The sequence below is a fragment of the Mycolicibacterium madagascariense genome (assembly GCF_010729665.1).
Classification (GTDB): Bacteria; Actinomycetota; Actinomycetes; order Mycobacteriales; family Mycobacteriaceae; genus Mycobacterium; species Mycobacterium madagascariense.
This window is the reverse complement of record NZ_AP022610.1, coordinates 314,232-339,108: the sequence shown is the minus strand read 5'-3', so window position 1 is coordinate 339,108 and position 24,877 is coordinate 314,232. Positions and strand designations below refer to the sequence as shown.

19 protein-coding genes are annotated in these 24,877 nt (G+C 70.3%); 12 read left to right on the top strand and 7 right to left on the bottom strand.

Going from position 1 to position 24,877, the window contains the following annotated elements:
* Positions 1 to 3: 3 nt before the first annotated feature.
* From G6N60_RS01645 to G6N60_RS01630, 5 genes are read right to left on the bottom strand one after another with little or no spacing between them, the layout of a single operon-like run.
* Positions 4 to 1,179 carry an amidohydrolase family protein gene (locus G6N60_RS01645; RefSeq protein ID WP_163731617.1) on the bottom strand — a complete coding sequence of 392 codons (1,176 nt, stop codon included), beginning with the start codon at positions 1,177 to 1,179 and terminating at the stop codon, positions 4 to 6.
* Complete coding sequence (locus G6N60_RS29000) at positions 1,166 to 1,555, bottom strand: aminotransferase class III-fold pyridoxal phosphate-dependent enzyme (RefSeq protein ID WP_372510909.1); 390 nt, start codon at positions 1,553 to 1,555, stop codon at positions 1,166 to 1,168. The genes G6N60_RS01645 and G6N60_RS29000 overlap by 14 nt, the downstream gene beginning before the upstream one ends.
* A complete protein-coding gene (locus G6N60_RS01640) occupies positions 1,471 to 2,421 on the bottom strand; it encodes an aminotransferase class III-fold pyridoxal phosphate-dependent enzyme (protein WP_372510908.1) in 951 nt (316 codons plus the stop codon). The genes G6N60_RS29000 and G6N60_RS01640 overlap by 85 nt, the downstream gene beginning before the upstream one ends.
* Entirely contained in the window at positions 2,418 to 3,920 is a 1,503-nt protein-coding gene (locus G6N60_RS01635; RefSeq protein WP_163731613.1) for an APC family permease, read from the bottom strand. The genes G6N60_RS01640 and G6N60_RS01635 overlap by 4 nt, the downstream gene beginning before the upstream one ends.
* A 23-nt stretch (positions 3,921 to 3,943) precedes the next feature.
* A complete protein-coding gene (locus G6N60_RS01630; RefSeq protein WP_163731610.1) occupies positions 3,944 to 5,293 on the bottom strand; it encodes a type I glutamate--ammonia ligase in 1,350 nt (449 codons plus the stop codon).
* 128 nt (positions 5,294 to 5,421) lie between these two features.
* Here G6N60_RS01630 and G6N60_RS01625 point away from each other — a divergent pair, with 128 nt between their 5' ends.
* The 6 genes from G6N60_RS01625 to G6N60_RS01600 all read left to right on the top strand — a co-directional run bounded on the left by G6N60_RS01625 (position 5,422) and on the right by G6N60_RS01600 (position 14,512).
* Positions 5,422 to 6,216, top strand: coding sequence for a class II glutamine amidotransferase (locus G6N60_RS01625; RefSeq protein WP_163731607.1), 795 nt, complete (start codon positions 5,422 to 5,424; stop codon positions 6,214 to 6,216).
* Positions 6,213 to 7,076, top strand: coding sequence for a MurR/RpiR family transcriptional regulator (locus tag G6N60_RS01620; protein WP_163731604.1), 864 nt, complete (start codon positions 6,213 to 6,215; stop codon positions 7,074 to 7,076). Before G6N60_RS01625 ends, G6N60_RS01620 begins: the two co-directional genes overlap by 4 nt.
* Before the next feature lie 109 nt (positions 7,077 to 7,185).
* Positions 7,186 to 8,172 carry a glycerophosphodiester phosphodiesterase family protein gene (locus tag G6N60_RS01615; protein WP_372510911.1) on the top strand — a complete coding sequence of 329 codons (987 nt, stop codon included), beginning with the start codon at positions 7,186 to 7,188 and terminating at the stop codon, positions 8,170 to 8,172.
* A 77-nt stretch (positions 8,173 to 8,249) separates the two neighbouring features.
* Positions 8,250 to 10,877, top strand: coding sequence for a carboxylate--amine ligase/circularly permuted type 2 ATP-grasp protein (locus G6N60_RS01610; RefSeq protein WP_163731598.1), 2,628 nt, complete (start codon positions 8,250 to 8,252; stop codon positions 10,875 to 10,877).
* Positions 10,858 to 12,642, top strand: a complete 1,785-nt coding sequence (locus tag G6N60_RS01605; RefSeq protein WP_163731593.1) for an N-acetylglutaminylglutamine amidotransferase — start codon at positions 10,858 to 10,860, stop codon at positions 12,640 to 12,642. The genes G6N60_RS01610 and G6N60_RS01605 overlap by 20 nt, the downstream gene beginning before the upstream one ends.
* Before the next feature lie 4 nt (positions 12,643 to 12,646).
* A complete protein-coding gene (locus G6N60_RS01600; protein ID WP_163731588.1) occupies positions 12,647 to 14,512 on the top strand; it encodes a S9 family peptidase in 1,866 nt (621 codons plus the stop codon).
* On the opposite strand, the gene G6N60_RS01595 is transcribed toward G6N60_RS01600, so the two are convergent.
* Positions 14,499 to 15,641 carry an NAD(P)/FAD-dependent oxidoreductase gene (locus tag G6N60_RS01595; protein WP_163731584.1) on the bottom strand — a complete coding sequence of 381 codons (1,143 nt, stop codon included), beginning with the start codon at positions 15,639 to 15,641 and terminating at the stop codon, positions 14,499 to 14,501. The genes G6N60_RS01600 and G6N60_RS01595 overlap by 14 nt on opposite strands.
* A 134-nt stretch (positions 15,642 to 15,775) precedes the next feature.
* On the opposite strand from G6N60_RS01595, the gene G6N60_RS01590 reads away from it, so the two are divergent.
* A complete protein-coding gene (locus tag G6N60_RS01590; protein WP_163731581.1) occupies positions 15,776 to 16,690 on the top strand; it encodes a DUF808 domain-containing protein in 915 nt (304 codons plus the stop codon).
* 82 nt (positions 16,691 to 16,772) lie between these two features.
* On the opposite strand, the gene G6N60_RS01585 is transcribed toward G6N60_RS01590, so the two are convergent.
* Positions 16,773 to 18,347, bottom strand: coding sequence for a PucR family transcriptional regulator (locus G6N60_RS01585; RefSeq protein ID WP_163731578.1), 1,575 nt, complete (start codon positions 18,345 to 18,347; stop codon positions 16,773 to 16,775).
* Between the two features lie 80 nt (positions 18,348 to 18,427).
* On the opposite strand from G6N60_RS01585, the gene G6N60_RS01580 reads away from it, so the two are divergent.
* The 5 genes from G6N60_RS01580 to G6N60_RS01560 all read left to right on the top strand — a co-directional run bounded on the left by G6N60_RS01580 (position 18,428) and on the right by G6N60_RS01560 (position 24,877).
* Complete coding sequence (locus G6N60_RS01580; RefSeq protein ID WP_163731575.1) at positions 18,428 to 19,936, top strand: CoA-acylating methylmalonate-semialdehyde dehydrogenase; 1,509 nt, start codon at positions 18,428 to 18,430, stop codon at positions 19,934 to 19,936.
* Between the two features lie 18 nt (positions 19,937 to 19,954).
* Complete coding sequence (locus G6N60_RS01575) at positions 19,955 to 21,367, top strand: aspartate aminotransferase family protein (RefSeq protein WP_179969624.1); 1,413 nt, start codon at positions 19,955 to 19,957, stop codon at positions 21,365 to 21,367.
* Between the two features lie 103 nt (positions 21,368 to 21,470).
* On the top strand, positions 21,471 to 22,922 hold the full coding sequence (gene sthA / locus G6N60_RS01570; RefSeq protein WP_163731573.1) for a Si-specific NAD(P)(+) transhydrogenase: 1,452 nt from the start codon (positions 21,471 to 21,473) through the stop codon (positions 22,920 to 22,922).
* Between the two features lie 112 nt (positions 22,923 to 23,034).
* Positions 23,035 to 23,943 (top strand): NAD(P)-dependent oxidoreductase, encoded by a 909-nt coding sequence (locus G6N60_RS01565; RefSeq protein ID WP_197746910.1) that lies wholly within the window; start codon positions 23,035 to 23,037, stop codon positions 23,941 to 23,943.
* Between the two features lie 10 nt (positions 23,944 to 23,953).
* On the top strand, positions 23,954 to 24,877 hold the full coding sequence (locus G6N60_RS01560; protein WP_163731567.1) for an NAD(P)/FAD-dependent oxidoreductase: 924 nt from the start codon (positions 23,954 to 23,956) through the stop codon (positions 24,875 to 24,877).

Sequence of the window (24,877 nt, the reverse complement as noted above, 5' to 3'; positions counted from 1 at the left end):
AGGTCACAGCCCGTAGACGCGCTCGGCGTTGCGCACGCCGATCAGGTCGACGAGGTGGATGGCGTCGGCGACGCCGCAGTCCCCGGCCGTGATCCACTCCCCCAGCACCAGACCCATCGCCCGCCGCCACAGCACCGCGCCGAGCACGTGCAGTTCGGGCGGCCCGAACGCGTCGGAGGAGAACAGCTGCTTGGCGAAGGGCGCGGTCTCGAGCGCCTCGGCGACCAGCCCGGTCGACCGCACGCCGAGGTAGTTGATCGCCAGGCCGACGTCGAAGTTGACGTGGTCGAAGGCCTGCGCCAGATAGCCCGCCTGGCGCTGAAAGGGGTAGCAGTGCAACAGCAGAACGGGTACCGGCGTCATCGTGCGCAGCAGCGGCAGCAGCAGCATCGGGTCGCTGCGGTGCAGGTCCATGTCGCGGTCGCCGAAGCCGACGTGCACCTGGATCGGCAACCCGTGCGCGGCCGCCTCGTGCACGCCGAACGCGATGAGCACGGGGTCGGCCACGCGCACCGGGTGGGTGCCCGCGCCGAGCGTGCGGGCGTGCTCGACCACCTCGGCATCCGTCGGCCGGGACCAGTCGACGTCGAAGCCGATGCGGTAGGCCGCAATCGTCTTGGTGCCCAACACGTTCGGGTCGTCGACGGCCTTCGCCAGTGCGGCGCGGAAGGCGGCCGGGAAGTCCTCCGGCGCGGTGCCGTCGTCGAGCAGATCCTCGGTGAGCCGTTCCAACCGCAGGATCTCCGACGACGCCACCCCGCTGAGCTCGGTCAGCCGCTCCGGCGTGCAGATCAGGTCACCCTTGAATCCCGTGTCCACGATCCAGCGCGAGACCCCCGCGGCAGGCAGCATGGTGCGGGCCAGTTCCTTGGAGGAGAGCTCGGCCCGCCGGGCCCAGTACTCGTCGGTGGGTGCCAACGGCTCGAGCCCGAGCAGCGGTGCGCACCAGCGGCGAATGGAAAGGCCCAGGGGAGAGTCGAACTGGGTCATGAACGCCGGCACGGGGTCGGTCGAACCCTCGTTGATGGAGGCTTCGAAGGCCGCCCGGTCGACCGGTGCGACGAACGCGCCGTGGACGTGGTGGTCGATGAGCCCGATGCCGCGCAGGTGGTCGGCGAGTGCGGGGGGCACCGCGGCCTCGACGCCGTCGAAGACGTCGGGCAATTCACCAGCCGGCATATCGGGCCACCTCCTGCGCGTCGACTCGTCCGGCGGCCGCGTCGGCGATGGCCGCGCCGAGGATCTCCACGGCCCGCCCGGCCTCAGCCTCGGTGAGGACGAGCGGTGGCGTGATCTCCAGGACGTTGCCGCCGACGTAGTAGACGACCGCACCCAACTCCCAGGCACGGTAGACCACCTGGGCGGCCATCCGCGCGTCGCGTTCGCCGGTGTGGGGATCGACCAGTTCGAGACCGATCGCCAGCCCGCGCCCCCTGACGTCGCCGACGTGCTCGCCACCTGGGGATCCGGTCAGTCCGCGGAGGCCGTCGGCGAGCAGTCCGCCGACCGTGGCCGCGTGCTCGGGAAGGCGGTCGCCGACGATGGTGGCGAGCACCGCGCGCCCCGCTGCCGCGCACACCGGGTTGCCCGCAGTGGTGAGCAGGGCGGCCACCCGCCGGCGAGCACCTTGCCGAAGGTGACGATGTCGGGCGTGATGCCGTCGTGCTCGAAGGCGTGCAGCGTGCCCGGCCGCCCGAGACCCATCTTGACCTCGTCGCAGATGAGCGGCACGCCGGCAGCCGTGCACAGCTCCTGCAGCCGCGCGAGGAAGCCGTCGGGTGGCACGACGAGCCCGCCGTCGGACAGGATGGGCTCCACGATGAGGCAGGCGATGGTTCCGCCGGCCAGGTATTCCTGGGCCCGGGCGAGGCAGGCGTCGACGTCCGCCTCGATGCCGTCCGGTCCCGGCCGAAAGGGGTTGGGGTAGGCCAGGAATACCGCGTCCGGGTCGGCGGGCGCGCCCGCGTCGACGTGGACGCCGGACACGCCCATCGCGACGCCGACACCGCCGTGGTAACTGTGCTCGAAGGCGATGACGGTCCGTCGGCCCGACGCATGGCGGCAGGCGCGCAGCGCGACGTCGTTGGCGTCGGATCCGGCGTGCCCCAGGTACACCCGGCGTGCACCGGTGCCCGGCACCAGTGCCAGCAAATCCTCGGCCAACCCCACCGAATCCGGGTGCACGGCCGACAGTCCGCCGGAGCCCGGTGCGGTGCGGACCGCCCGGCTGACCGCCTCGACGATCGCCGGGTGGCCGTGGCCGAGCCCGCTGGCCGTCCACGTGGCCGACAGGTCGAGCAGCTCGCGGCCGTCGGGGGTGACCAGCGTGCAGCCGTGGCCCGAGACGACCTCCAGCGGGAAGAAGCGCAGCTTCTCGATGCCGGCGACCGCGGCCTCGTCGCGCTCGTAGAGCGTGCTCATTCGGTTCGGGTCGCGGGGGTGTCGGCCAGCTCGGCGGTCAACGACTCCCCCACGCGCTTGGCGATGCCCGAGGCGGCGACGGCGATCACCAATCCGACGACGCACCAATACAATCCGAGCAGCGGGGCATCCGCCCAACTGGTCGCGCCCTTGACGTTGAACCACAGCACGACCGCGATGACGATCGCGCCGAGGGCGGGCAGCACCAGCCCCGGGATCTTGCCCTTGCCCCCGTGCACGTCGAGGAACTTGCGTGCACCGACGAAGTAGATGGCGGCGATCTCGACGAGCAGGTAGCAGACCATCAGGCAGACCGAGCCCGCGACCGCGAACAGGAAGTAGGTGTTGATCGCCGGGTTGCCGGTGCCCATGTCGGGCCAGCCGACGGCGCCGCAGATCAGGTCGACGACCAGCGAGACGCCGACGACCAACCACGTGGCGAAGCGGGGTCCGCCGGTGCCCTCGTGGATGTGTGCCAACGACTTCGGACCGAATCCGTCGCGGCCGAACGCGTACAACATCCGGCCCGAGGTCGCCGAGCACGCCAGGTGGCAGCCGAACGCCGACACGATGGCGGTGAAGATGATCAGCAGGCTGAACCACTGCCCGACGTAGGTACTACCCAAGGCGCCCAGCGTGTTTCCCGCGTTCTGGAACGACGACAACCCGGCCGCGTCGGTGCCGAAGCCGACGACCTGGGCGAACATCACGACCACGAAGAGCACGCCCGTGAGGATCAGCGTCCCGGCCAGCGCGCGCGGGATGTTGCGGCCGGGGTCGTCGGTCTCCTCGCCCATCGACGCGCAGGCCTCGAAGCCCGCCCACGACAGGAAGGCCGCGACGACGGCGCTGAACACCGCGGACGCGGAAACCCCGTCGAAGGAGAACGCGCTGAAGTCGACGCCGGTGGTCGGTGCGCCGCCCTTGGCGAAGATCACCACCACCAGCACGATCATGGACACGATGCCGACGCCCTCGATGGCGAGCAGGATCTTGGCCAGCAGTCGCACGTCGCGGCCCGACAGCAGGAACGAGATCAGCGCGCCGATCACGACGACGATGAGCCACGGCACCTGAAAGGGGTTGGGGTCGTTGGGTTGTAGTTCGGCGATGAATGCGTTGACGAACGCCGCCGTCAGCGCCAGGGTGCCGATCGCGAAGCCGACGTAGGCACCGAGCATCGCGAAGCCGGAGAAGAACCCGGTCCGCGGCCCGATGGTTCCGCCCACCAGACCGTAGGCCGAGCCGGCGTGGTTGAGGTGGCGGGTCAGGCGGACGAAGCTGTACCCGACCAGCGAGACCCCGATCAGACCGATCAGGAACACCAGCGGGATGGCCTTGCCCACGGTCGCGATCAGGCCCTGCCCGTTGCCGGACATCGCGAGCGTCGGGCCGACCAGGGCGACCGACATCGCGAGCGCCACCCAGAACGGCAGCCTGCGGTGCGGGATCTGGTCGGCCCGCTCGGACGGGCCCGCCGATGGCGTGTTGGTGCTCATCGATGTCTCCTTCTCGTGGGTGGTCAACAGCTCCACGCCAGGCGCAACGCCCGGGTGGTGTCGGCGAGGGTGAGCTCGCCATAGGTCTTCAGCTCGTAGCGCCGCACGGCGACGAGCGCCTCGACGACCTCGGGTCCGAGCAATTCCGCTGCGACGCTGGAGTATTCGAACGCATCGAGCGCTGCGCGTTGATCGGAGGGCAGCGGTCGCGTCGCCACGTCGGACTGCGCGGGGTTCTCGGGGATCTCAGGCGGCAGGTCGAGCCCGAGGTCGATGCCGCGCAGCGCGCTGCCGAGGAACGCGGCCGCCGCCAGATACGGGTTCGCGCTCGGGTCGATCAGCTTCAGCTCGGCGTTGGCGCCGTGCGGGCTGCCCGCGGTGGCCGCCACGAATCGGACTGCGGCCTCGCGATTCTCGAGTCCCCAGCAGGCCGCGGCGCCCGCCCAGTTCCCCGGCCGCAGCCGCGCCGCCGACAGCACCGAACCGGCGTAGACGGCGAGCAGGTCGGGTAGCGCCTCGACGACCCCGGCGATCGCCGACCCGCCCGCGGTCCGGATGCCGTGCGGTCCGTCGCCGCCGGAGAACAGCGGACCCGCGGCGTCGGCCAGCGAGAGATGCAGGTGCGCGCCGTTGCCCGCCGCGCCGTCGAAGGGCACCGGGGCGAACGAGATGCGCAGCCCGTGCCTGGCGGCCACGCGGCCAAGCACGATCCTGGTCAGAATCACCGCGTCGGCCGCGGCGACCGGCGTCGTCGGGGCCAGTGACACCTCGAGCTGGTCGTGTCCGTACTCGGTATGGATCTGCTCGACGTCGAGCCCCGCGGTCTCGGCGGTCTCGGCGAGGTCGACGAGCAGTGCCGAACGGTCGAGCGACGTGCGGATGCCGTAGGGCGACCACGGATCGGTCGTGGCGGGGCCGCCGTCGAGGGCGACCATCGTGCACTCCAGTTCGGCGCCGACGCGTGCGGAGAGCCCCCGGTCGGCCGCGGACTGCTCGGCCCGGGCCAGCAGCGACCGCGGACACAGTGGCACCGGCGTCCCGGCCTGATCGTTGAGATTGCCTGGGGCCCAACCGATGCCGTCGTCGATGACCCGCACGTCGCGGCGGTCGATGCGGATCCGGTGATCACCGGTGACGCCGATGGTGGGCGTGAAGGCGATGCCCGAGTCGACGCAGAACACGCTCCAGCTGGGGGACACCCCCATGCCGGACCGCTCGAAGGCGCCGAGCCGGGACACCGGAACGTACTTCGCCCGCGTCACGCCGGCGGGGTCGGTCAGCGAACCGGCGATGAGCCGAACGCCGTTGGCGCGCAGATCGCGGGCCAGGTCGTCGGCAGCCGAGGTCCCCGTGGCGTCGCTCGCCCTGGCCATCGTGCATCCCTCCACGTCGCAGTCGAACAGTGAGTCTGGGAGGAATGTATGTCATGTATGTTTCAGAATCTTTAAAACCGACGATTGTTGGTTGATTCATAAGACGACCGGTTGAGAGGATGCGTGGCATGTGTCGGCTGCTGGGTGTCGTGTCCGCGGGACCGATCTCGATCGCCGACGCCGTGGGCAGCGACGTGTTGAGGGACTTCGTCGCCCTGACGAAGATCCACGGCGACGGCTGGGGACTGGCCGGCGTCGACGGTCTCGGAGATCGACCGCACGTGCGGGTCTCGGCCAACAGTGCGGTCGACGACGGCGACTTCGTCTCGGCCACCCACGACGTGCGGTCCACGGCGAGCGTGCTGCACCTGCGGTGGGCGACGAGCGGTCTCGCCGTCGAGCCCCAGAACTCCCATCCGTTCCTGGCCGACGGAATCGCCATGGCGCACAACGGTTCCATCAAACCCATGGGGCCCCTAAGCGAGTTCCTCGAGTCAGACAGCCTGGCCGCACTGCGCGGCACCACCGACAGCGAGCGCTACTTCGCCATCATTCGTCAGCATCGCCGGACCGCCCCGAACCTCGCCGAGGCCGTCCGCCGCGCCGTCGCCGAACTGCGCGGCCGCTACCCCGAGGCCAGCCTCAACGCACTCCTGCTCGGTGAGGATCAGCTGATCGTCGTCCACGCGCACGCCCGCAGCCGGCTGCCCGACGAGGACCTCGCCGAGATCGGCGCCACCGACCTGCCCGTCGAACACCTCGAGGACTACTTCTCCCTGCGCATGGCCCGCCTCGGCGACGTCGTGGCGATTGGGTCGACCGGATTCGGTGACCTCCCGTGGGAACCACTGCCGCAGGAGTCGGTCATCGCGTTCTCGCTGCGCGACGCGTCGCAGACCCACCTTCCCCTCGACCCGCCGTGACACCGGCGCTCGGAGAGACCGTCGCCGCCAGGGCCACGTCCGCCCTGCCGACGCTGAGTCGAGCCGAACGCCGCGTCGGCCGGGCGCTGCTGGCCGACTATCCGAGCGCCGGTCTGGCAAGCGCCGCGCGGTTGGCCGAACGCGCCGAGGTCAGCCCGCCGACCGTGCTCAGGTTCGCGCAGTCGCTGGGCTACGAAGGCTTCGCCGACCTGCAGGTCGCGCTGCGCGCCGAACTCACCGCCCAGTCCAGCGGACCCATCACGCGGCTGCCGAGCGCACCTCCGGCCGACGGCCCGCTGGACCGTCTACTGCGACAGGCGCATGCGCAGAACGCTTGTGCCGCAGCCACTCTCGCGGAGCTGCCCGGCTCCGCACTCGAGGCCGCCATCGCGCTGCTCGCCGACACCAGCCGGACCCTGTATCTGCACGGCGGCCGCTTCTCCCACCTGCTGGCCCTGCATCTCGCGATGCACCTGGAGCAGCTGCGCCCCGGCGTGCGGGTGCTCACCGAGCCCGGCGGACGCGACCTCGGCGCGATGATCGAGCTGACCCGGCGCGACGTCGTCGTCCTGTTCGACTACCACCGCTATCAGCGCAGCGCCGCCGACCTCGCCGCGCGCGTGCATCGCGCAGGCGCCACGGTCCTGCTGATCACCGACGACCTGGCGTGCCCGGTCGCACCGGAGGCCGAGGTGGTGCTGGCGGCGTCCAGCACCGTCGACACGACCTACCAGAGCATGGCCGCCGGGTTCCTGCTCACCGAACTGCTGGTGCCGCTGGTGATGGACGAGATCGGCGAGCCGGCCCGCACCCGGATGGCGCTCTGGGAGGACCAGCGCCGCACCGAGCTGCTGGAGTGAGCGGGGGGCGAACGGCGGATGACGACTCCGGTGTTCACCTGCACAGAGCCCGTGCCGCCCGGGCCCGGCTGACTAGTCTTCCTCCATGCGCCTACGAGTCCTGCTGGCCGTGCTGGGCTGCGCCGCAGCGTCGTTCGTCACCGCACCCTGCGCCGCGGCCGCCGACACCTTCGATCTGCAGGCCCACCGCGGCGGTCGCGGCGAGACGACCGAGGAGTCGCTGCGGGCGTTCGCGAAGGCGCTCGAACTCGGCGTCTCGACCCTCGAACTCGACATCGTCATCACCAAGGACCACCAACCCCTGGTGTGGCACGACCCGAAGATCGATCCCACGAAGTGCTCCGACACCCGGCCCGCGGTGGCGGGCGATCCGCAGTATCCCTACGTGGGCAAGCTGGTTCACGACCTGACGCTGGCGCAGCTGCGCACCCTCGACTGCGGCAAGCTGCTCGCCGGGTTCCCCACGGCCGAGGTGGTCAGGGGCAACCGGATCGCGACGCTGCCGGAGGTCTTCTCGCTCGCCGACACCTATCACGCAGGCGTCAGGTACAACGTCGAGACCAAGGTCGAGGCGGCCGCCCCCGAGGCATCAGCGCCGCCAAGGGAATTCGTCGACGTCATCCTGGCGGCGGTCCGCGCGGCGGGCAAGGTCGGCGAGGTCGAGATCCAGAGCTTCGACTGGCGCACGCTGCCGATGGTGCGCGAGGCCGAGCCGTCGATCCCATTGGTCGCGCTGTGGGACGAGACCACCTATGTGCCCGACTCGCCGTGGCTGGGCGGCGTGAACCCCGCCGACGTCCCCGATCCCATCGAGGGCGCCCAGCTGGTCGGGGCGAACATCCTGTCCCCCGGCTACTCGGTACCGCCGGACCGCACGCCACGCGACCCCGACTTCCACCTCGTCGCCGACCGGTCCTTCGTCGACCGCGCCCACGCCGCGGGGCTCACGGTCATCCCGTGGACGATCGACGACCCCGCCGCGATGAATGCGCAGATCGATGCGGGTGCCGACGGCATCATCACCGACTATCCCTCGCGACTGCGCGCGGTGCTCGCCGCGCGGGGCATGCCCCTGCCGCCCGCCTTCCATCGCTGACGCCGGCTTGCTGGCTACCCGAGGGGCGCTTCTCCCGACGTAACACGATTGACTTTCACGTCACTTAGCGTGGGGCGATGACTGCCATCGCGAGGCGGACGCTCGGCGTGGAAGAGGAGTTTCACCTCGTCGATCTGCGCACCAGGCGGCTCACGGCGCGAGCACCCGAACTGCTCGCCGAACTGTCCGACAACTACGTCGCCGAACTGCAGCGCTGCGTCATCGAGCTGAACAGCGGGGTCGTCGACACCCTCGACGGTTTGCGGGCGGACCTGCAGCGCCACCGCAGGGTGCTGGTGGACACCGCGGCGGGCCTCGGGATGGGCGTCGTCGCGGCGGGCTCGGTGCCCCTCTCGGTGCCGGCGGAGATGCAGGTCACCCAGACCGCGCGGTACCGGCGGATGCTCGCGGACTATCAGCTACTGGCACGGGAACAGCTCATCTGCGGCACGCAGGTCCACGTCGGCGTCGCCGATCGCGACGAGTCGGTCGCCGTCGCGAACCGGGTCGCGCCCTACGTGCCGACGCTGCTTGCGCTCAGCGCGAGTTCGCCGTTCTGGGCCGACGGTTCCGACACCGGCTACGCCAGCGGCCGCACGCTGGTCTGGCAGCGCTGGCCGACGACGGGCCTCGCCGCGCCGGTGTCCTCGGCAGCCGAGTACGACGAGCTGGTCTCCGACCTCGTCCACAGCGGCGCCATCGCCGACGGGGGCATGGTCTACTTCGACGTCCGGCCCGCGGTGGCGACGCCGACCGTGGAGTTGCGGGTGTGCGACAGCTGCCCGTCCGTCGACACCATCGTGCTGATCGCCGGGCTGTTCCGCGCCCTCGTCGAGCGCGAGCTCACCGGCCTGCGGTCGGGCACACCCGCGGTGACGGTGTCCGCGCCCCTCGGGCGGGCCGCGCTCTGGCGCGCGGCCAGGTCCGGTCTCGAGGGCGACCTGGTGGACGTCGCAGGCCCGCGCGGGCGCCCCGCCGCCGAGGTCGTCACCGAGCTGGTGGACCTGCTGCGACCCCAGCTCGAAGCGGCCGGCGACTGGGCGGTGGTGAGCGAGCTGACCCAGCGGGTGTTGCTGGCGGGCACGTCCGCCGCCCGCCAGCGCAGGGCGCTGCGCCGCAGGGGCAGGCTCAGCGACGTCGTCGACCAGCTGATCGACGAGACGGCGGGGACCGTCCCCGACACGGCCGCGGCCACCGTCGCCGATCCGCGGCTGCTGTTCGGCTACCACGCCGACCGCCCCACCGGGCACGACGAGGCCGTCGACGCAGACGGCAGACCCCGCCCGGCCTACGACGACATCCTGGGCACGATCGCCGCACTCGGGGTGCCGGCGCTGCGGGCCCGCGAGGGTGACGTCGAGCAGGACCAGCGCGCCGAGAACATCACCTTCCGGGTCAGCGGTCAGAGCCGCGCCCAGGTGTTCCCCCTCGACCTCGTCCCGCGGCTGATCGCGGCCGACGAATGGGCCACGCTCACCGAGGGTCTCGGCCAGCGGGCCAGGGCGCTCAACGAGTTCCTCCGCGACGTGTACTCCGACCAGGCGATCATCGCCGACGGGGTGATCGGCGTGCACGCCCTCGACCGCGCGCCGGGCTTCCGATCGGGCGGGCGCATGTCGACCGCGCCGGTGCGGGCCCACGTGTGCGGCACCGACCTGGTGTGCGACCGCGCGGGGAATTGGCAAGTGCTGGAGGACAATCTGCGCGTCCCGTCGGGAATCGCGTACGCCATCGCCAACCGTCGACTGCTGGACCGACATCTGAGCGAGCTCGGCAGGCCCGCCGACCTCGGCAGCGTCGACGAGGTGCCCGCGCTGCTCTTGGAGACGTTGCGCGCGGCCGCGCCGGCGCACTGCGCGGACGAACCGGCGGTCGCGGTGCTCAGCGGCGGCTGGGAGGACTCCGCGTGGTTCGAACACACCTTCCTCGCCAGCGAGATGGGCATTCCCCTGGTGCAGACCACGGACCTGTCGTTCCGCGACGGAAACCTCGTGCGCCACATCGGTTCCGGCGTTCGTCGCGTCGACGTGCTGTACGCGCGGCTCGACGAGGACATGCTGCTGTCGTCGACCGGTTACGACGACGTCGTCCTGCGCGAGGACCTGCTCGCCGCGGTCGCCGGCGGGAGGCTGACTATCGCCAATGCGCTCGGCAACGGGATCGCCGACGACAAGGCGATCTACGCCCACGTGCCCGCCATGATCGAGTACTACCTCGGCGAGAAGCCGAAGCTGGCCCAGGTGCCCACGTGGATCTGCGCCGAACGGGCCCAGCGTGACTACGTCCTGGAGCACTTGGCCGAACTCGTCGTCAAACCCATCGACGGCTTCGGCGGCGCGGGCGTCGTCATCGGCCCCGACGCGTCGGCGTCGGAGTTGCAGCAGCGCCGCCGCGAATTGGAGACGCAGCCCGAGCGCTTCATCGCCCAGGAGACGATCGCGCTGTCCACCCACCCGACGTTCGACGGCGAGGGCATGTACCCCCATCACGTCGACCTGCGCGCGTTCGTGCACCTGCGCTCGGAGAACGGCGGCCCGGTCACCGCGCACGTCATGCCCGCGGGGCTGACACGGGTGGCGGCGCACGGCTCGCGCATCGTCAACTCGTCGTCGGGCGGGGGCAGCAAGGACACCTGGATACTCACCGGTGGGACGTCGAACACGACGAAACAGGAAGGGGGACACCGTGTGCGGAATCTGCGGTGAGATCCGCATCGACGGCCACTCGGCCGACGTCGCGGCGGTAGGCCGGATGACCGACGCCATGGCGACCCGCGGACCCGACTCCGACGGCCTGGTGGCGCACGGCCGAATTGCGTTGGGCCACCGGCGATTGTCGATCATCGACCTGTCCGCGTGCGGGGAGCAGCCGATGGTCGACAGCGATCTCGGCCTGACGCTGGTCTTCAACGGCTGCATCTACAACTACCAGGAGTTGCGCCGCGAACTCGAAGCCGCGGGCTACGGGTTCTTCTCCGGCGCCGACAGCGAGGTGGTCATCAAGGCGTTCCACCGGTGGGGCGCCCACTGCGTGGATCACTTCAAGGGCATGTTCGCCTTCGCGATCGCCGACCGCGCCACCGGGGTGGTCACCCTGGCCAGGGACCGGCTCGGCATCAAGCCGCTCTACCTCGCCGAGTCGCCGGGCCGGATCCGCTTCGCGTCGACGGTGCGGGCACTGCTCGCCGCGGGTGACGTCGACACCAACCTCGACCGCTCGGCGCTGCACCACTACATGACCTTTCACTCGGTGGTCCCGGCCCCGCTGACGATCTACCGCGGGGTGCGCAAGCTGCCGCCCGCGACCGTGCGGGTGATCAGTCCCGACGGCTCGCACACCGACACCGTCTACTGGACACCGACGTTCGAGCGCGACCCGGCCCGCGCCGGTTGGACCGCACACGACTGGCAGGACGCCGTGATGGACGCGCTGCGCACCGCGGTGTCCCGGCGCATGGTGGCCGACGTTCCCGTCGGCGTGCTGCTGTCGGGCGGCATCGACTCGTCCCTCGTCGTGGCCCTGCTCGCCGAGGGCGGCCAGCACGGGTTGGCGACGTTCTCGATCGGATTCGATTCCGCCGGAGGCGAATCCGGCGACGAGTACTCGTACTCCGACCTCATCGCCGAACACTTCGACACCGATCACCACCGCATCCACATCGACGGTTCACGACTCGTCCCCGCGGTGCCCAAGACCATTGCGGCGATGAGCGAACCGATGGTCAGCCACGACTGCGTCGCCTTCTACCTGTTGTCCGAAGAGGTGAGCAAGCACGTCAAGGTGGTGCAGTCCGGGCAGGGCGCCGACGAGATCCTGGCCGGCTACGACTGGTATCCCCCGTTGGCGAACGTGCCGCGCGATCAGACGACGACGGAGTACGCCAAGGTGTTCTTCGACCGGAGCCATCGGGACGTCCTCGACATCTTCTCGCCCGACTACGTTGCCGCCGAGAATGATTCGAGTTGGCGATTTGCCTCCGAGCATCAGAGCGCACCCGGCGCGGAGACCGCGGTCGATGCCGCACTGCGGTTGGACACGCAGGTCATGCTCGTCGACGATCCAGTCAAGCGGGTGGACACGATGACGATGGCGTGGGGGTTGGAGGCCAGGGTGCCGTTCCTCGACCACGACTTCGTCGAACTCGCCGCGACCTGCCCGCCCGACCTCAAGCTGGGCTCCGGCGGCAAGGGCGTGCTCAAGGAGGCGTCGCGCACGCTGCTGCCCGCCGAGGTGATCGACCGCACCAAGGGGTACTTTCCGGTGCCGGGCATCCGGCACCTGCACGGCGAGATCTTCGACATGGTGCACGATGCGCTGACCAACGATGCGGCGCGCAGGCGCGGGCTGTACCGTCCGGAGACCGTGAAACGACTCCTGGCCGCTCCCAACGACACTCGCACCACCCTGGGCTCCAACGCCCTGTGGCAGCTCGCGGTGCTGGAGATGTGGTTGCAGAGCATGGAACGGTAGCGTCGTGGACCGCAACGTCCGCGCCACCTACGGGGCGTCGGTGTCCCCGGATGCGACCGCGTTCGCACACCTCGTCGACGACGGTGGGTATCCCCGTGCGGTGCAGCGCTTCTTGCGAGGCAGGCACGCCAGCCGGTCGCGGGACGTGGACCTGCCCGTCGAGGGCTCGGTCACCAGGGTCATCCACTCCGCCGACGGGCACTGGCTGGCCTGCGAGGTCGCTCCCGGCGGCGGCAACCGCAGCCAAATCTGGTGCGTCACCACCGATCCCGACGATCGCGACGCCCGTCGCATCGACCGCTGGAGCCCCGGCGTCCCCGAGGGCACCGCGGAACTGGTGGGCTGGGACGGCACCAGGGTCGCCGCGATCCTCACCGGCGACGACGGCGTGGGCACGTCGTGTCTCATCGATCCGGCCGACGGCGCCACCACGGTGCTGGACCGCCGCTCCGGCGGCAAGCTGATCGACGCGTGGGCGGGCGCCTCGCTGGTCCGGGTCGGACCCCGCGGCTACCGCGAGCTGATCATGCTGCACGGGTTGACCGAGATCGCCCTCCTGCCTTCGGATCCCGGGTCGACGACCGATGCCGGGGTGATCCTCGACGACCACCACCCGCGGCGGCTGAGGTCCGGTCCGCACGGTGACGTCCTACAGCTGTATCGCCCCGCCAAGACCTACCCGATCAACAGCCCGCGCGGCTACGTGCGGGCCCTCGTCCGCACCGACAACGGGGCCGAGCACACCCGGCTCGTCGAGGTGACCACCACCGAGGACGGGGTGTCCTATCACGTCGTCGCCGAGCGGCCGGGTTACGACCTCGACGAATTCGCGGTCAGCGACGACCTGTCGACGGTCGCCCTGCTGTGGAACATCAACGGGCTCAGCGAGTTACAGATCCTCGAGTACGCCGACTACACGCTCGGCGAGCCCATCCCGCTGCCCGGTCCGGTGGCCAGCGAGCTCAGCATCAGCGCGGGCGGGTCGATGGTGGCGATGACCGTGCAGGGGCCCTCGACGCCGCGGACGGTGGAACTGGTCGACCCCCGGTCCCGCACCTGGGAGCGCGTCGACCGCGCGCCGAGCGGCGGTGACGCGTCGACCGATCCGCGGCTGGTGCAGATGAAGGCCCGCGACGGCCTCGACTTCACGGGCTGGCTCTACGAGGCGCCCGGCGGTGCGAACGTCGGCGCGATGATCTATCTGCACGGCGGCCCCGAGGGGCAGGCCCGACCCGACTACAGCGAGGTGTTCCCCGAACTGCTCGACGCGGGAATCTCCGTGCTGAGCCCCAACGTTCGCGGCTCCGGCGGGTTCGGGCGGACGTTCTCTCACGCCGACGACCGGCACCTGCGGTTCGGCGCCTTCGACGACGTCGCCGACTGCGTCCACTTCCTGGTCGCCGAGGGCCTGGCCCATCCGGACCGCATCGCGTGCTGTGGCTGGTCCTACGGCGGCTATCTGACCCAGGCCGCGCTGGCGTTCCATCCGGAGCTGTTCGCGGCGGGGGTCAGCATCTGCGGTATGAGCGATCTCGCGACGTTCTATCGCAACACCGATCCGTGGATCGCAGCCGAGGCATATCCGAAGTACGGCCACCCCATCAACGATCGGGCCCTGCTGGACCGGCTGTCCCCGCTGCTGCGGGTCGAGGCGCTCACCGCTCCCCTGCTGCTGGTGCACGGCGGCAACGACACCAACGTGCCCGCCCACGAGTCCCGTCAGATGTTCGACGCGCTGCGACGGCTGAATCGTCGGGTCGAATACCTGCTGTTCGACGACGACGGCCACGGCATCGTGAAGCGCGAGAACCGCGCCGTACTGGTGAAGTCGATCCGTGAATGGCTCGTCGAGGCGTTCACGACGACATGACCCGGCGCGGCGCCAGCCGCTCCACGTCCAGACCCCGGTCGACGAGGTCCGGCGGTGCCTGCCGTCCGAGCACCAGCGCCGCGGCCAGTCTGGCGGTCGCCGGCGCGGTCTGGATGCCGTACCCACCCTGACCCGCCAGCCAGAAGAAGCCCGGCGCCTCGGGATCCTCGCCGAGGGCGAAGTTCCGGTCCGCGGTGAAGGTGCGCAGACCGGCCCACGACGAGGAGACGCTGCGCACGCCGAGCGTGGTCGTCGCATCGATCGCGTCGATGGCGCGGGCGATCTCCAGCTCGTCGGGCTTGGCATCGCTTGGCGCGCAGGGTGTTTCGTCCGCCGGCGAGCACAAGAACTGCGCACCTTCGGGATTGGCGTAGAAGGACTCCTCGACGTCGCTCAAGTTCGGCCAGTCCCGGCTCGCCTCGCCGAGCGGTGAGGCCACCATGAAGATCGTCCGGCGCAGCGGTCGCAGGCCCACGCCGGGGACGCCCGCGGCGGTGGCGACCACGTCGGCCCATGCGCCTGCGGCGTCGACGACGACCGGAGCCTGGAACCGGCTGCCGTCGCGGGTGGTCGCCGTCCACGTGCTCGCGCCCCGCTCGAGAGCGGCAACCGCGGAATCGCGGACGATCTCGGTGCCGTTCGACCGCGCCCCGCGCACGAAACCCTGATGCAGGGCGGCCACGTCGAGCGCCAGCGCCCTCGGTTCGTACATGCCGCACTCGACCACGTCGCGCCGCAGCAGCGAAAACAACTCGCAGCAGCGGTCGGCATCGAGCAGTTCGGCGTCGGCGACCAACGGCAGCACCGACCGGTGCAGGCTCTCGACGAGGTGACCGCGCCCCACGACGCCGAACTCCAGCAGCGGCCGCGGGGAGACCAAGGCCGAATCGAAGTGGTCGGGCGGCTGCTCGAAGAACGAGCGACTGCCCGTCGTCAAGGCTCGGATCTGTTCTCCGCCATAGGTTTCCAGGAACAACGCGGCCGACCGTCCGGTGGTGTGATAGGCCAGCGTCGACTCCATCTCGAGCAGCACGACGCGCGCGGAGCCGGACAGCTCGTAGGCCACCGACACCCCGGCGATGCCGCCGCCGACGACGATGACGTCGGCGGTGGTGTCGGACGCGCTCACCGCAGTGAAACTACGCGACACGGCGTGCCACGGCTGACTGGACGGGCAGGGATGCGCGGGCCGCCACGGCACGCAGGTGCGCTGCCAGCGCCCTGCCAGATCCCCGTATCGTGGGGTGCCATGAGCGGGATCCGATGAGTGCCGGGCTGTTCGCGCTCCTCGACGACGTCGCGGCGCTGGCGCGCTTGGCCGCGGCCTCGGTCGACGACATCGGGGCCGCGGCGGGCCGGGCGACCGCGAAGGCCGCCGGCGTCGTCATCGACGACACCGCCGTGACCCCGCAGTACGTGCACGGCATTACCGCCGAACGCGAACTCCCGATGATCAAGCGGATCGCGCTCGGGTCGCTGCGCAACAAGCTGGTGTTCATCCTGCCCGCGGCGCTGCTGCTGAGTCAGTTCGTGCCCTGGTTGCTCACGCCGATCCTCATGGTCGGTGCGACGTACCTGTGCTTCGAGGGCGCCGAGAAGGTCGTGGGCATGGTCCGCGGGAATCACGGCCATGCGGCGCCGGCGGCCGCAGCCGGAGCGGACCTCGAGCGCCAGATGACCTCGAGCGCGATCCGCACCGACTTCATCCTGTCCGCCGAGATCATGGTCATCGCCCTCAACGAGGTGACCGATCAGGCGTTCGTGCCGCGCCTGGTCATCCTCGTCATCGTGGCGCTGGTCATCACGGCCGCGGTGTACGGCGTCGTCGGCCTCATCGTGAAGATGGACGACATCGGCCTCAACCTGGCGCAGCGCTCGTCGCGCGTCGCGCAGCGGGTCGGCCTCGGCCTGGTCGCGGCGATGCCGAAGGTGCTCGCCACGCTGTCGGCCGTCGGCACGGTCGCCATGCTGTGGGTCGGTGGCCACATCCTGCTCGTCGGGACGAACACCCTGGGCTGGCACGCGCCCTACGGTGTCGTCCACCACCTGGAGGAGGGACTGGCCCCCGCGCTGGCGTGGCTGGTCGAGACGGGCATCTCGGCGGTCATCGGGCTCGTCGTCGGCGCGATCGTCGTGGGCATCGTGCACGTGCTGCCGTTCGGCAGGAAGCACGCGTAGGCGCGCCGAGACTACGGTTGTTGCGCGAATTCCGTCATTTCCGCGCAACGACCGTAGTCTCGGCGCGCAGTGTCACCCGCGGTCACCCGCGCGCGAGCGCCATCATGGCGACGTGCAGCGACGTGCGTGACTCCGCGTCGGCGAGGTCGACGCCGAGCAGTCGCTGCAGGGCGGCGAGCCGGGCGTAGAGGGTCGGCCGCGACACGTGCAGCCGCTTCGCCAGCTCGGCCTTGTTGCCGCCGACCTCGAGGAAGCCGGCCAGCAGGTCGAACATGTCGTCGCCGTACTTGGCCCGACGCTCCAGCACCCCGCGCAGCTCCGTCTCGGCGAAGGCCTGCACGCGCGGGTCGGCCCGCAGGAGCGCGAGCAGCCCGCGCAGCCGGACGTCGGCGGAGCGGTGGAACGGGCGATCGTCCGTCATCGCCAGCGCCGCCTCGGCGACGTGCGCGGACTCGGGCAGCCCGCCCGCCGCATCGATGAGCCGGCCCGACTCGGGCCCCACGCCGATCACGCACCGCGACACCCCGTCGACGTGGCACACCGCGCGGCGGATCGCCGTGGCCACGTCGTCGAGGATGCGGTCGTCGGTCCGACGGGACGGCGCAAGCAGCAGATCGATGCGGCCGTCGTCGCGGCTGGCAGTCAGCACGCTGTGGCCGCCGGACCGGATCGCGTGCACCGCGGCATCGAGCGTGCGGGCTCTGCGCTGCTGGGTCAGCAACGGGTTGGTGGTGGCGGTCTCGCGCAGGCGCGCGGTCATCGGGACGTAGCTCAGCGCGGGCCGCAACCCGAGGGCGTGTGCGCGGGCGGTGGCCTCGCCCTCGTCGCGGATGAGGCCGCGGCGGAGCTCGTCGACCAGGCCGCTCTGCGCCCGCAGCTCCAGTGACGTCCGGTCCCTCTCGACCATGCGGTGCAGCGCGAGCGCCTGGGCCGCGCGCTCCAGGGTGGTCACGGTGCGCTCGTCGGCCGTGCGGCCGCGAGGAGCCACCAGCCGACCCCACTCGTGGCGGTGCGGGCCGACCGGTCGGGCCACCCACGCACCCGTGTCGAGCCGCGACCGGCGCTCCCAGTCGGCGAGCAGTTCGGTCGGCGGCACGCCGCGTCCCACGAAGGCGAGCACCTGACGGTTCAAGTCCTCCAACACGATTGGCGTGTCGAGCATGTCGGCCGCCGCGGCGACGATGTCGTCGACCGAGGCACGCCGCATGCTGAGGTTGGTGAACGCCTCGTGCACGCGCCGCGCGTAGTCGACCTCCGCGTACTGCTCGGCGACGATCCGCCGGTGCACCTCCTCGGTGACCTCGACGAAGCGGACCTCGCGGTGCAGCGCGACGACGGGCAGGTCCAACGTCGCGCCGATCTCCCGCACCGACTGCGGCACCGCGTCGACGTGGACGCCGAGCTCGAGCACCACCGCGACGGCCCCGGCCCGCGCGAGCCGGGGAAGGTAGTCGTCGCGGTGCTCGGCGTCGGCCAGCGCCTGCCCGGTGGTGAGGACCAGTTCGCCACCCTCGAGCAGGTTCGACAGGTCCGGCAGGTCGCTGACGTGGACCCAGCGCACCGGTCGGTCGAGCGAGCCGTTGGCGCCGCACACCATCTCGGGGGCACCGGCCTGCAGGACCGGCAGCGCGAGGACCTCCCGCACGGTGGGCAGCATTTACACAGCGTAAGGCAAACGGCGATCTTCGTTACGGAGTGACGGGGTACGCGTCACCGAGGCGCGCCCACACTCGAACCATGACACTCAGCACCCGCGTTCGGACCATCGCGCACTGGGTCGACGGCAAGGGCTTCGCCGGCGCCAGCGACCGCACCTCACCCGTGACGAACCCGGCGACCGGTCAGGTCACCGGTGAACTCGCCCTCGCCGACGTGGCCGACGCGCGCGCCGCCATCGACGCCGCCGCGGCGGCCTTCCCGGCCTGGCGCGACACCTCGCTCGCCAAGCGCACCCAGATCCTCTTCGCGTTCCGGGAACTGCTGAACGCCCGCAAGAACGAGTTGGCCGAGATCATCACCAGCGAGCACGGCAAGGTCGTGTCCGACGCGCTCGGCGAGGTCAGCCGCGGCCAGGAAGTCGTCGAATTCGCTTGCGGCATAGCGCATCTGCTCAAGGGCGGGATGACGGAGAACGCCTCGACCAACGTCGACGTGGCCTCGATCCGCCAGCCGCTCGGCGTCGTCGGCATCATCAGCCCCTTCAACTTCCCGGCCATGGTGCCGATGTGGTTCTTCCCCATCGCCATCGCGGCGGGCAACACCGTCGTCCTCAAGCCCAGCGAGAAGGACCCGTCGGCCGCGCTGTGGATCGCCGAGCTGTGGGCCGAGGCAGGCCTGCCCGCCGGGGTCTTCAACGTGCTGCAGGGCGACAAGGTCGCCGTCGACGAACTGCTGACCAACCCGAAGGTCAAGGCCATCAGCTTCGTCGGCTCCACGCCGATCGCGCAGTACGTCTATGCCACCGGCACCCAGCACGGCAAGCGCGTGCAGGCCCTCGGTGGCGCGAAGAACCACGCGATCGTGCTGCCCGACGCCGACCTGGACCTGGCCGCCGACGCCATGGTCAACGCCGGCTTCGGCTCGGCGGGCGAACGCTGCATGGCCGTCTCGGCGTGCGTCGCGGTCGGCCCGATCGCCGACGAGCTCGTCGGCAAGATCGCCGACCGGGCCAAGGGACTCAAGACCGGTGACGGCACCCGCGACGCCGACATGGGACCGCTGGTCACCAAGGCGCACCGCGACCGGGTGGCCTCCTACGTCGACGCGGGCGAGGCCGACGGCGCCACGATCGTGGTCGACGGCCGCGGCATCTCCGTCGACGGAGAGTCCGACGGGTTCTGGTTAGGCCCCACGCTGATCGACCACGTCACCCCCGAGATGAGCGTCTACACCGACGAGATCTTCGGGCCCGTGCTGTCGGTCGTGCGCGTCGACTCCTACGACGAGGCGCTCGCGCTGATCAACGCCAACCCCTACGGCAACGGCACCGCGATCTTCACCAACGACGGGGGCGCGGCCCGTCGGTTCCAGAACGAGGTGGAGGTCGGCATGATCGGCATCAACGTGCCGATCCCCGTGCCCACCGCCTACTACAGCTTCGGCGGCTGGAAGAGCTCGCTGTTCGGCGACACCCACGCCCACGGCACCGAGGGAGTCCACTTCTTCACGCGTGGCAAGGTGGTAACCACCCGTTGGCTGGACCCGTCGCACGGCGGAATCAACCTCGGCTTCCCGCAGAACAGCTGACTCAGGAAGACTGGATTCATGACGACTTTCGACACCGGCAACACCCCGTCGCTGCGCTCGCCCCAGGACCTCCTCCCCAGCGGCCAGGACCTCGCCACCGCGAAGGCCGAGGGCGCCCGCGCCTACGAACTCGACCGCAAGCACGTCTTCCACTCGTGGTCGGCGCAGGCGCAGATCAACCCGATGACGATCGTGGCGTCGCAGGGCCAGTACGTCTGGGACGGCGACGGCAACAAGCTGCTCGACTTCTCCGGACAGCTGGTCTTCACCAACATCGGCCATCAGCATCCGAAAGTCGTCAAGGCCATTGCAGAACAGGCCGCCAAGCTGTGCACGGTCGCGCCGCAGCACGTCAACGCCGCCCGCTCGGAAGCCGCCCGGCTGATCGCCGAGCGCACCCCCGGTGACCTCGACCACGTGTTCTTCACCAACGGCGGCGCCGACGCCGTCGAACACGCGGTCCGCATGGCGCGCCTGCACACCGGCCGCTACAAGGTGCTCTCGCGCTACCGCTCCTACCACGGTGGCACCGACACCGCGATCAACCTCACGGGCGACCCGCGCCGCTACCCGAACGACTACGCCAGCAGCGGCGTCGTCCACTTCAACGGTCCGTTCCTGTACCGGACGTCGTTCCACGCCGAGAACGAGCAGCAGGAGACCGAGCGTGCACTGGACTACCTCGAGCGGCTGATCCAGCACGAGGGCCCGGCCACCTTCGCGGCGATCATCCTGGAATCCGTGCCGGGTACCGCGGGCATCATGGTGCCGCCGCCGGGGTACATGGCGGGCGTCCGGGCGATCTGCGACAAGTACGGCATCGTGATGATCGCCGACGAGGTGATGGCCGGCTTCGGACGGACCGGAAAGTGGTTCGCCATACAGCATTTCGACGTCATCCCCGATCTGATGACCTTCGCGAAGGGCGTCACCTCCGGCTACGTTCCGCTCGGCGGCGTGGCGATCAGCGACGCGATCTACGCGACGTTCGCCGACCGCGCCTACCCCGGTGGGCTCACGTACTCGGGTCATCCGCTGGCGTGCGCGGCCGCCGTCGCGACCATCAACGCGATGGAGGACGAGGGCATGGTGGCCAACGCCGCCCGCATCGGATCCGACGTCCTGGGGCCCGGCCTACGCGAGCTGGCGGCCAAGCATCCGTCCGTCGGCGAAGTCCGTGGGCTGGGCGTCTTCCAGGCCATCGAACTGGTCAAGGATCCGCAGACCCGGGAGCCGCTGGCGCCCTACGGCGGCTCCAGCCCGGCGATGAACGAAGTGATCGCCGCATGCAAGTCCGGCGGCCTGCTGCCGTTCGCCAACTTCAACCGCATCCACGCGGTGCCCGCCTGCAACATCTCCGACGCCGAGGTCGCCGAGGGCTTGAAGATCCTCGACGCCGCGCTGACGGTCGCTGACGGGCACGTCGTCTAGGAGGAGTGCCGCCGACACTACGGTTCTGGACGGCTTTGGCCCGATTTCCGTCATCTACCGTAGTTTCGGCGCGATGTGACGGTCGATTGGGTACACCGGACCCATGGCGACTGAGACTGAGTACGACCTGATCGTGATCGGTTCCGGGCCCGGGGGGCAGAAGGCGGCCGTGGCGGCAGCCAAACTCGGGAAGAAGGTGGCCGTCGTCGAGCATGGACACATGCTCGGCGGCGTCTGCGTCAACACCGGCACCATTCCGTCCAAGACGCTGCGTGAGGCGGTCATGTACCTCACGGGCATGAACCAGCGCGAGCTGTACGGTTCGAGCTACCGGGTCAAGGAGAAGATCACCCCGGCCGATCTGCAGGAGCGCACCTCCCACGTCATCCGCCGCGAGATCGACGTGATCCGCGACCAGCTCGTCCGCAACCGCGTCGACCTCTACCTCGGCCGCGCCAGCTTCGCCGATGCCAACACCGTGACGGTCGAGGGTCGAGACGAATCCGAACACCGCACTCTGACAGGCGATTTCATCGTCATCGCCACGGGCACCACCCCGCGCCGACCCGACGGCATCGACTTCGACGCCGAGCGCGTGCTCGACTCCGACGAGATCGTCAGCCTGGACTTCATCCCCACCTCGATGGTGGTGGTCGGCGCCGGCGTGATCGGCATCGAGTACGCGTCAATCTTCGCCGCCCTCGGCACCAAGGTGACCGTCGTCGAGAAGCGCGACACCATGCTCGACTTCTGCGACCCGGAAGTGGTCGAGGCGTTGGCATTTCACCTTCGCGAGTCCAAGGTGACCTTCCGGTTCGGCGAGGAGGTCACCAGCGTCGACGTCTCGCCGACCGGCACCCTGACGTGTCTGGCGAGCGGCAAGCAGATCGCCGCGGAGGCCGTGATGTACTCCGCCGGGAGAACGGGGCGGACCGAAGCGCTCGACCTGAAGGCTGCGGGCCTGGAAGCCGATGGGCGCGGCCTGCTCGAAGTCGACGACCAATTCCGCACCAAGGTCAAGCACATCTTCAGCGTCGGCGACGTCATCGGCTTCCCCGCGCTGGCGGCGACGTCGATGGACCAGGGCAGGCTTGCGGCTTATCACGCATTCGACGAGCCGGTTCACGACATGACCGATCTCCAGCCGATTGGCATCTACACGATTCCCGAGGTGTCCTTCGTCGGGGCCACCGAGTCCGAGCTGACCGAGAAGGCCATCCCCTACGAGTTCGGGGTGTCGCGCTACCGGGAGCTCGCGCGCGGCCAGATCGCGGGCGACTCGTACGGCATGCTCAAGCTGCTGGTGTCGACCGAGGACCGAAAGCTGCTCGGAGTCCACATCTTTGGCTCGTCGGCGACCGAGCTCGTCCACATCGGCCAGGCCGTGATGGGCTGCGGGGGCACGGTCGACTACCTCGTCGACGCGGTGTTCAACTACCCGACGTTCTCCGAGGCCTACAAGGTCGCCGCCCTGGACGTGATGAACAAGATGCGTTCGGTGGAGTCCTTCCACAAGGCCATGGCGGACAAGGAGGAGGAGCCCGCCGACGCCTGACGGGCTCGAGACCCTCGCGAACAGCCGCAAACGTGCACTTTTCCGCGGCGTGTCGGGCTTATTTGCGGCTGCTCGCGGGAGGGTCACGAGCGCAGTGGCTAGCGTGGTTGGCGTGAAAGTCCTCTACCCAGACGATCTCGGCCTGCACGCACCCGATCCGACGAGCGAGCTGGTCGCCGTCCCGTACTCCCCCGACGGGCCGTGGCCCCAGGAACATCCCGACGCGTCGGTCATCGTCGTCGGGTGGGAGCACCCGGAGGTGATCGGGCCGCGCTTGGCTCAGCTCCCCGAGCTGCGGCTGGTGCAGACCCTCAACGCCGGTTACGAGCAGTGGCTGCCGCATCTGCCCGACGGCGTCATGCTGTCCAATGGTCGTGGGGCGCATGGCGGTTCGTCGGCTGAATGGGTGATGGCAGCGCTCCTGTCGATCTATCGCGACCTCGCGACGTTCCGCAGGTACCAGGAGCAGGGCACGTGGCAACCCCGGGACACCGAGACGATGATCGGCAAGCGGATCGTCGTCCTCGGCGCCGGTGACCTCGCCCAGAACCTCGCGGCCCGGCTCGCGCCGTTCGAGACCGAGGTGACGCTCGTCGGCACGCACGCCAGAGAGGGCGTGCGGGCCATGAGCGACCTCGACGACCTGCTGCCCGACGCCGACGCGGTCGTCGCGATGCTGCCCGAGACCGAGGCGACCCACCACGTCGTCGACGCCGCATTCCTGAGCCGGCTGCGCGACGGCGCCGTGGTCGTCAACGTCGGCCGGGGCGGGGCGGTCGACACCGACGCGCTACTGGCCGAACTGAACTCCGGTCGGCTGCGCGCCGCGCTCGACGTCACCGATCCCGAGCCGCTGCCCGACGGCCATCCGCTGTGGTCGGCCCCCAATCTGCTGCTGACCCCGCACGTGGCGGGCAGCACCGAAGGCGCGTGGGATCGCGCGTGGCGCATCGCGCTGGAACAGATCGCCGTCTTCGCCGACGGTGGTCGCCCCCCGAACCTGGTGGCGGGCCCCGACTAACGTGGGGACCATGTCCCGTGTCGCAGTCATCGGTGCCGGTCTCTCGGGCGCGGCGTGCGCGCAGGCGCTGCGCGAGCACGGCGTCACCGTCGAGGTGTTCGACCGCGGCCGGGCCCCCGGCGGTCGGATGTCCTCCCCCGAACTGCACGGTCGCCGGGTCGATCTTGGAGCGGCCTACTTCACGGTCAAGGAGCCCGACTTCCGCGCGGTGGTCGACGACTGGCGCGCCCGCGGGTTGGTCCGGGAGTGGACCGACACGTTCGACGTGTTCTCGCCCGACGGCCGCGACCGCACGCAGGGTCCGATGCGCTACGGCACACCCGACGGGCTGCGTTCGCTGGTGCGGGCCTCGCTACCGGTCGACGTGCGCTCGGGCGTGACGGTCGGGGCCCTCGACGAGCTGGACCACGACGCCGTGGTCCTGGCGATGCCCGACCCGCAGGCTGCCAAGTTGGCCCCCGACGCGGTCGAGTGGCTCGACTACGAACCGGTGATTGCGGTCGCCGCCGGCTGGGCCGAGCGCGCCTGGCCGGTCGCCGACGCCGCGTTCGTCAACGACGACGCCGACGTCACCACGATCGCCGACGACGGTTCGCGCCGCGGGGACGGGGCCGCCGTGCTGGTCGCCCACACGACCGCCGAGCGCGCCAGGGCGCACCTCGAGACGCCGTACGACGCGGTGACTCCCGTACTCGCCGCGCTCGGGCGCCTCCTCGATCTGACCCAACCCCCGGAGTGGACGCACGCGCACCGCTGGACGTTCGCGAAACCCGTTGACACACATGATGATTACTATGCGCTGACCGCGCATGGCAGCCGCCCGCTCGGTGTCTGCGGCGACTCGTGGTGCCCATCGGGAGCGCCGCGCATCGAGTCGGCCTGGTTGTCGGGCCACCGGCTGGGCGCGGCGCTCGCCGCCGAGCTGCAGTCCTGA

Excerpts from the sequence above, each read along its gene's own strand:
- G6N60_RS01645 (WP_163731617.1), bottom strand. The coding sequence starts at position 1,179 with ATGCCGGCTGGTGAATTGCCCGACGTCTTCGACGGCGTCGAGGCCGCG.
- G6N60_RS01640 (WP_372510908.1), bottom strand. The coding sequence starts at position 2,421 with ATGAGCACGCTCTACGAGCGCGACGAGGCCGCGGTCGCCGGCATCGAG.
- G6N60_RS01635 (WP_163731613.1), bottom strand. The coding sequence starts at position 3,920 with ATGAGCACCAACACGCCATCGGCGGGCCCGTCCGAGCGGGCCGACCAG.
- G6N60_RS01630 (WP_163731610.1), bottom strand. The coding sequence starts at position 5,293 with ATGGCCAGGGCGAGCGACGCCACGGGGACCTCGGCTGCCGACGACCTG.
- G6N60_RS01625 (WP_163731607.1), top strand. The coding sequence starts at position 5,422 with ATGTGTCGGCTGCTGGGTGTCGTGTCCGCGGGACCGATCTCGATCGCC.
- G6N60_RS01610 (WP_163731598.1), top strand. The coding sequence starts at position 8,250 with ATGACTGCCATCGCGAGGCGGACGCTCGGCGTGGAAGAGGAGTTTCAC.
- G6N60_RS01590 (WP_163731581.1), top strand. The coding sequence starts at position 15,776 with ATGAGTGCCGGGCTGTTCGCGCTCCTCGACGACGTCGCGGCGCTGGCG.
- G6N60_RS01585 (WP_163731578.1), bottom strand. The coding sequence starts at position 18,347 with ATGCTGCCCACCGTGCGGGAGGTCCTCGCGCTGCCGGTCCTGCAGGCC.
- G6N60_RS01580 (WP_163731575.1), top strand. The coding sequence starts at position 18,428 with ATGACACTCAGCACCCGCGTTCGGACCATCGCGCACTGGGTCGACGGC.
- G6N60_RS01575 (WP_179969624.1), top strand. The coding sequence starts at position 19,955 with ATGACGACTTTCGACACCGGCAACACCCCGTCGCTGCGCTCGCCCCAG.
- sthA (WP_163731573.1), top strand. The coding sequence starts at position 21,471 with ATGGCGACTGAGACTGAGTACGACCTGATCGTGATCGGTTCCGGGCCC.
- G6N60_RS01560 (WP_163731567.1), top strand. The coding sequence starts at position 23,954 with ATGTCCCGTGTCGCAGTCATCGGTGCCGGTCTCTCGGGCGCGGCGTGC.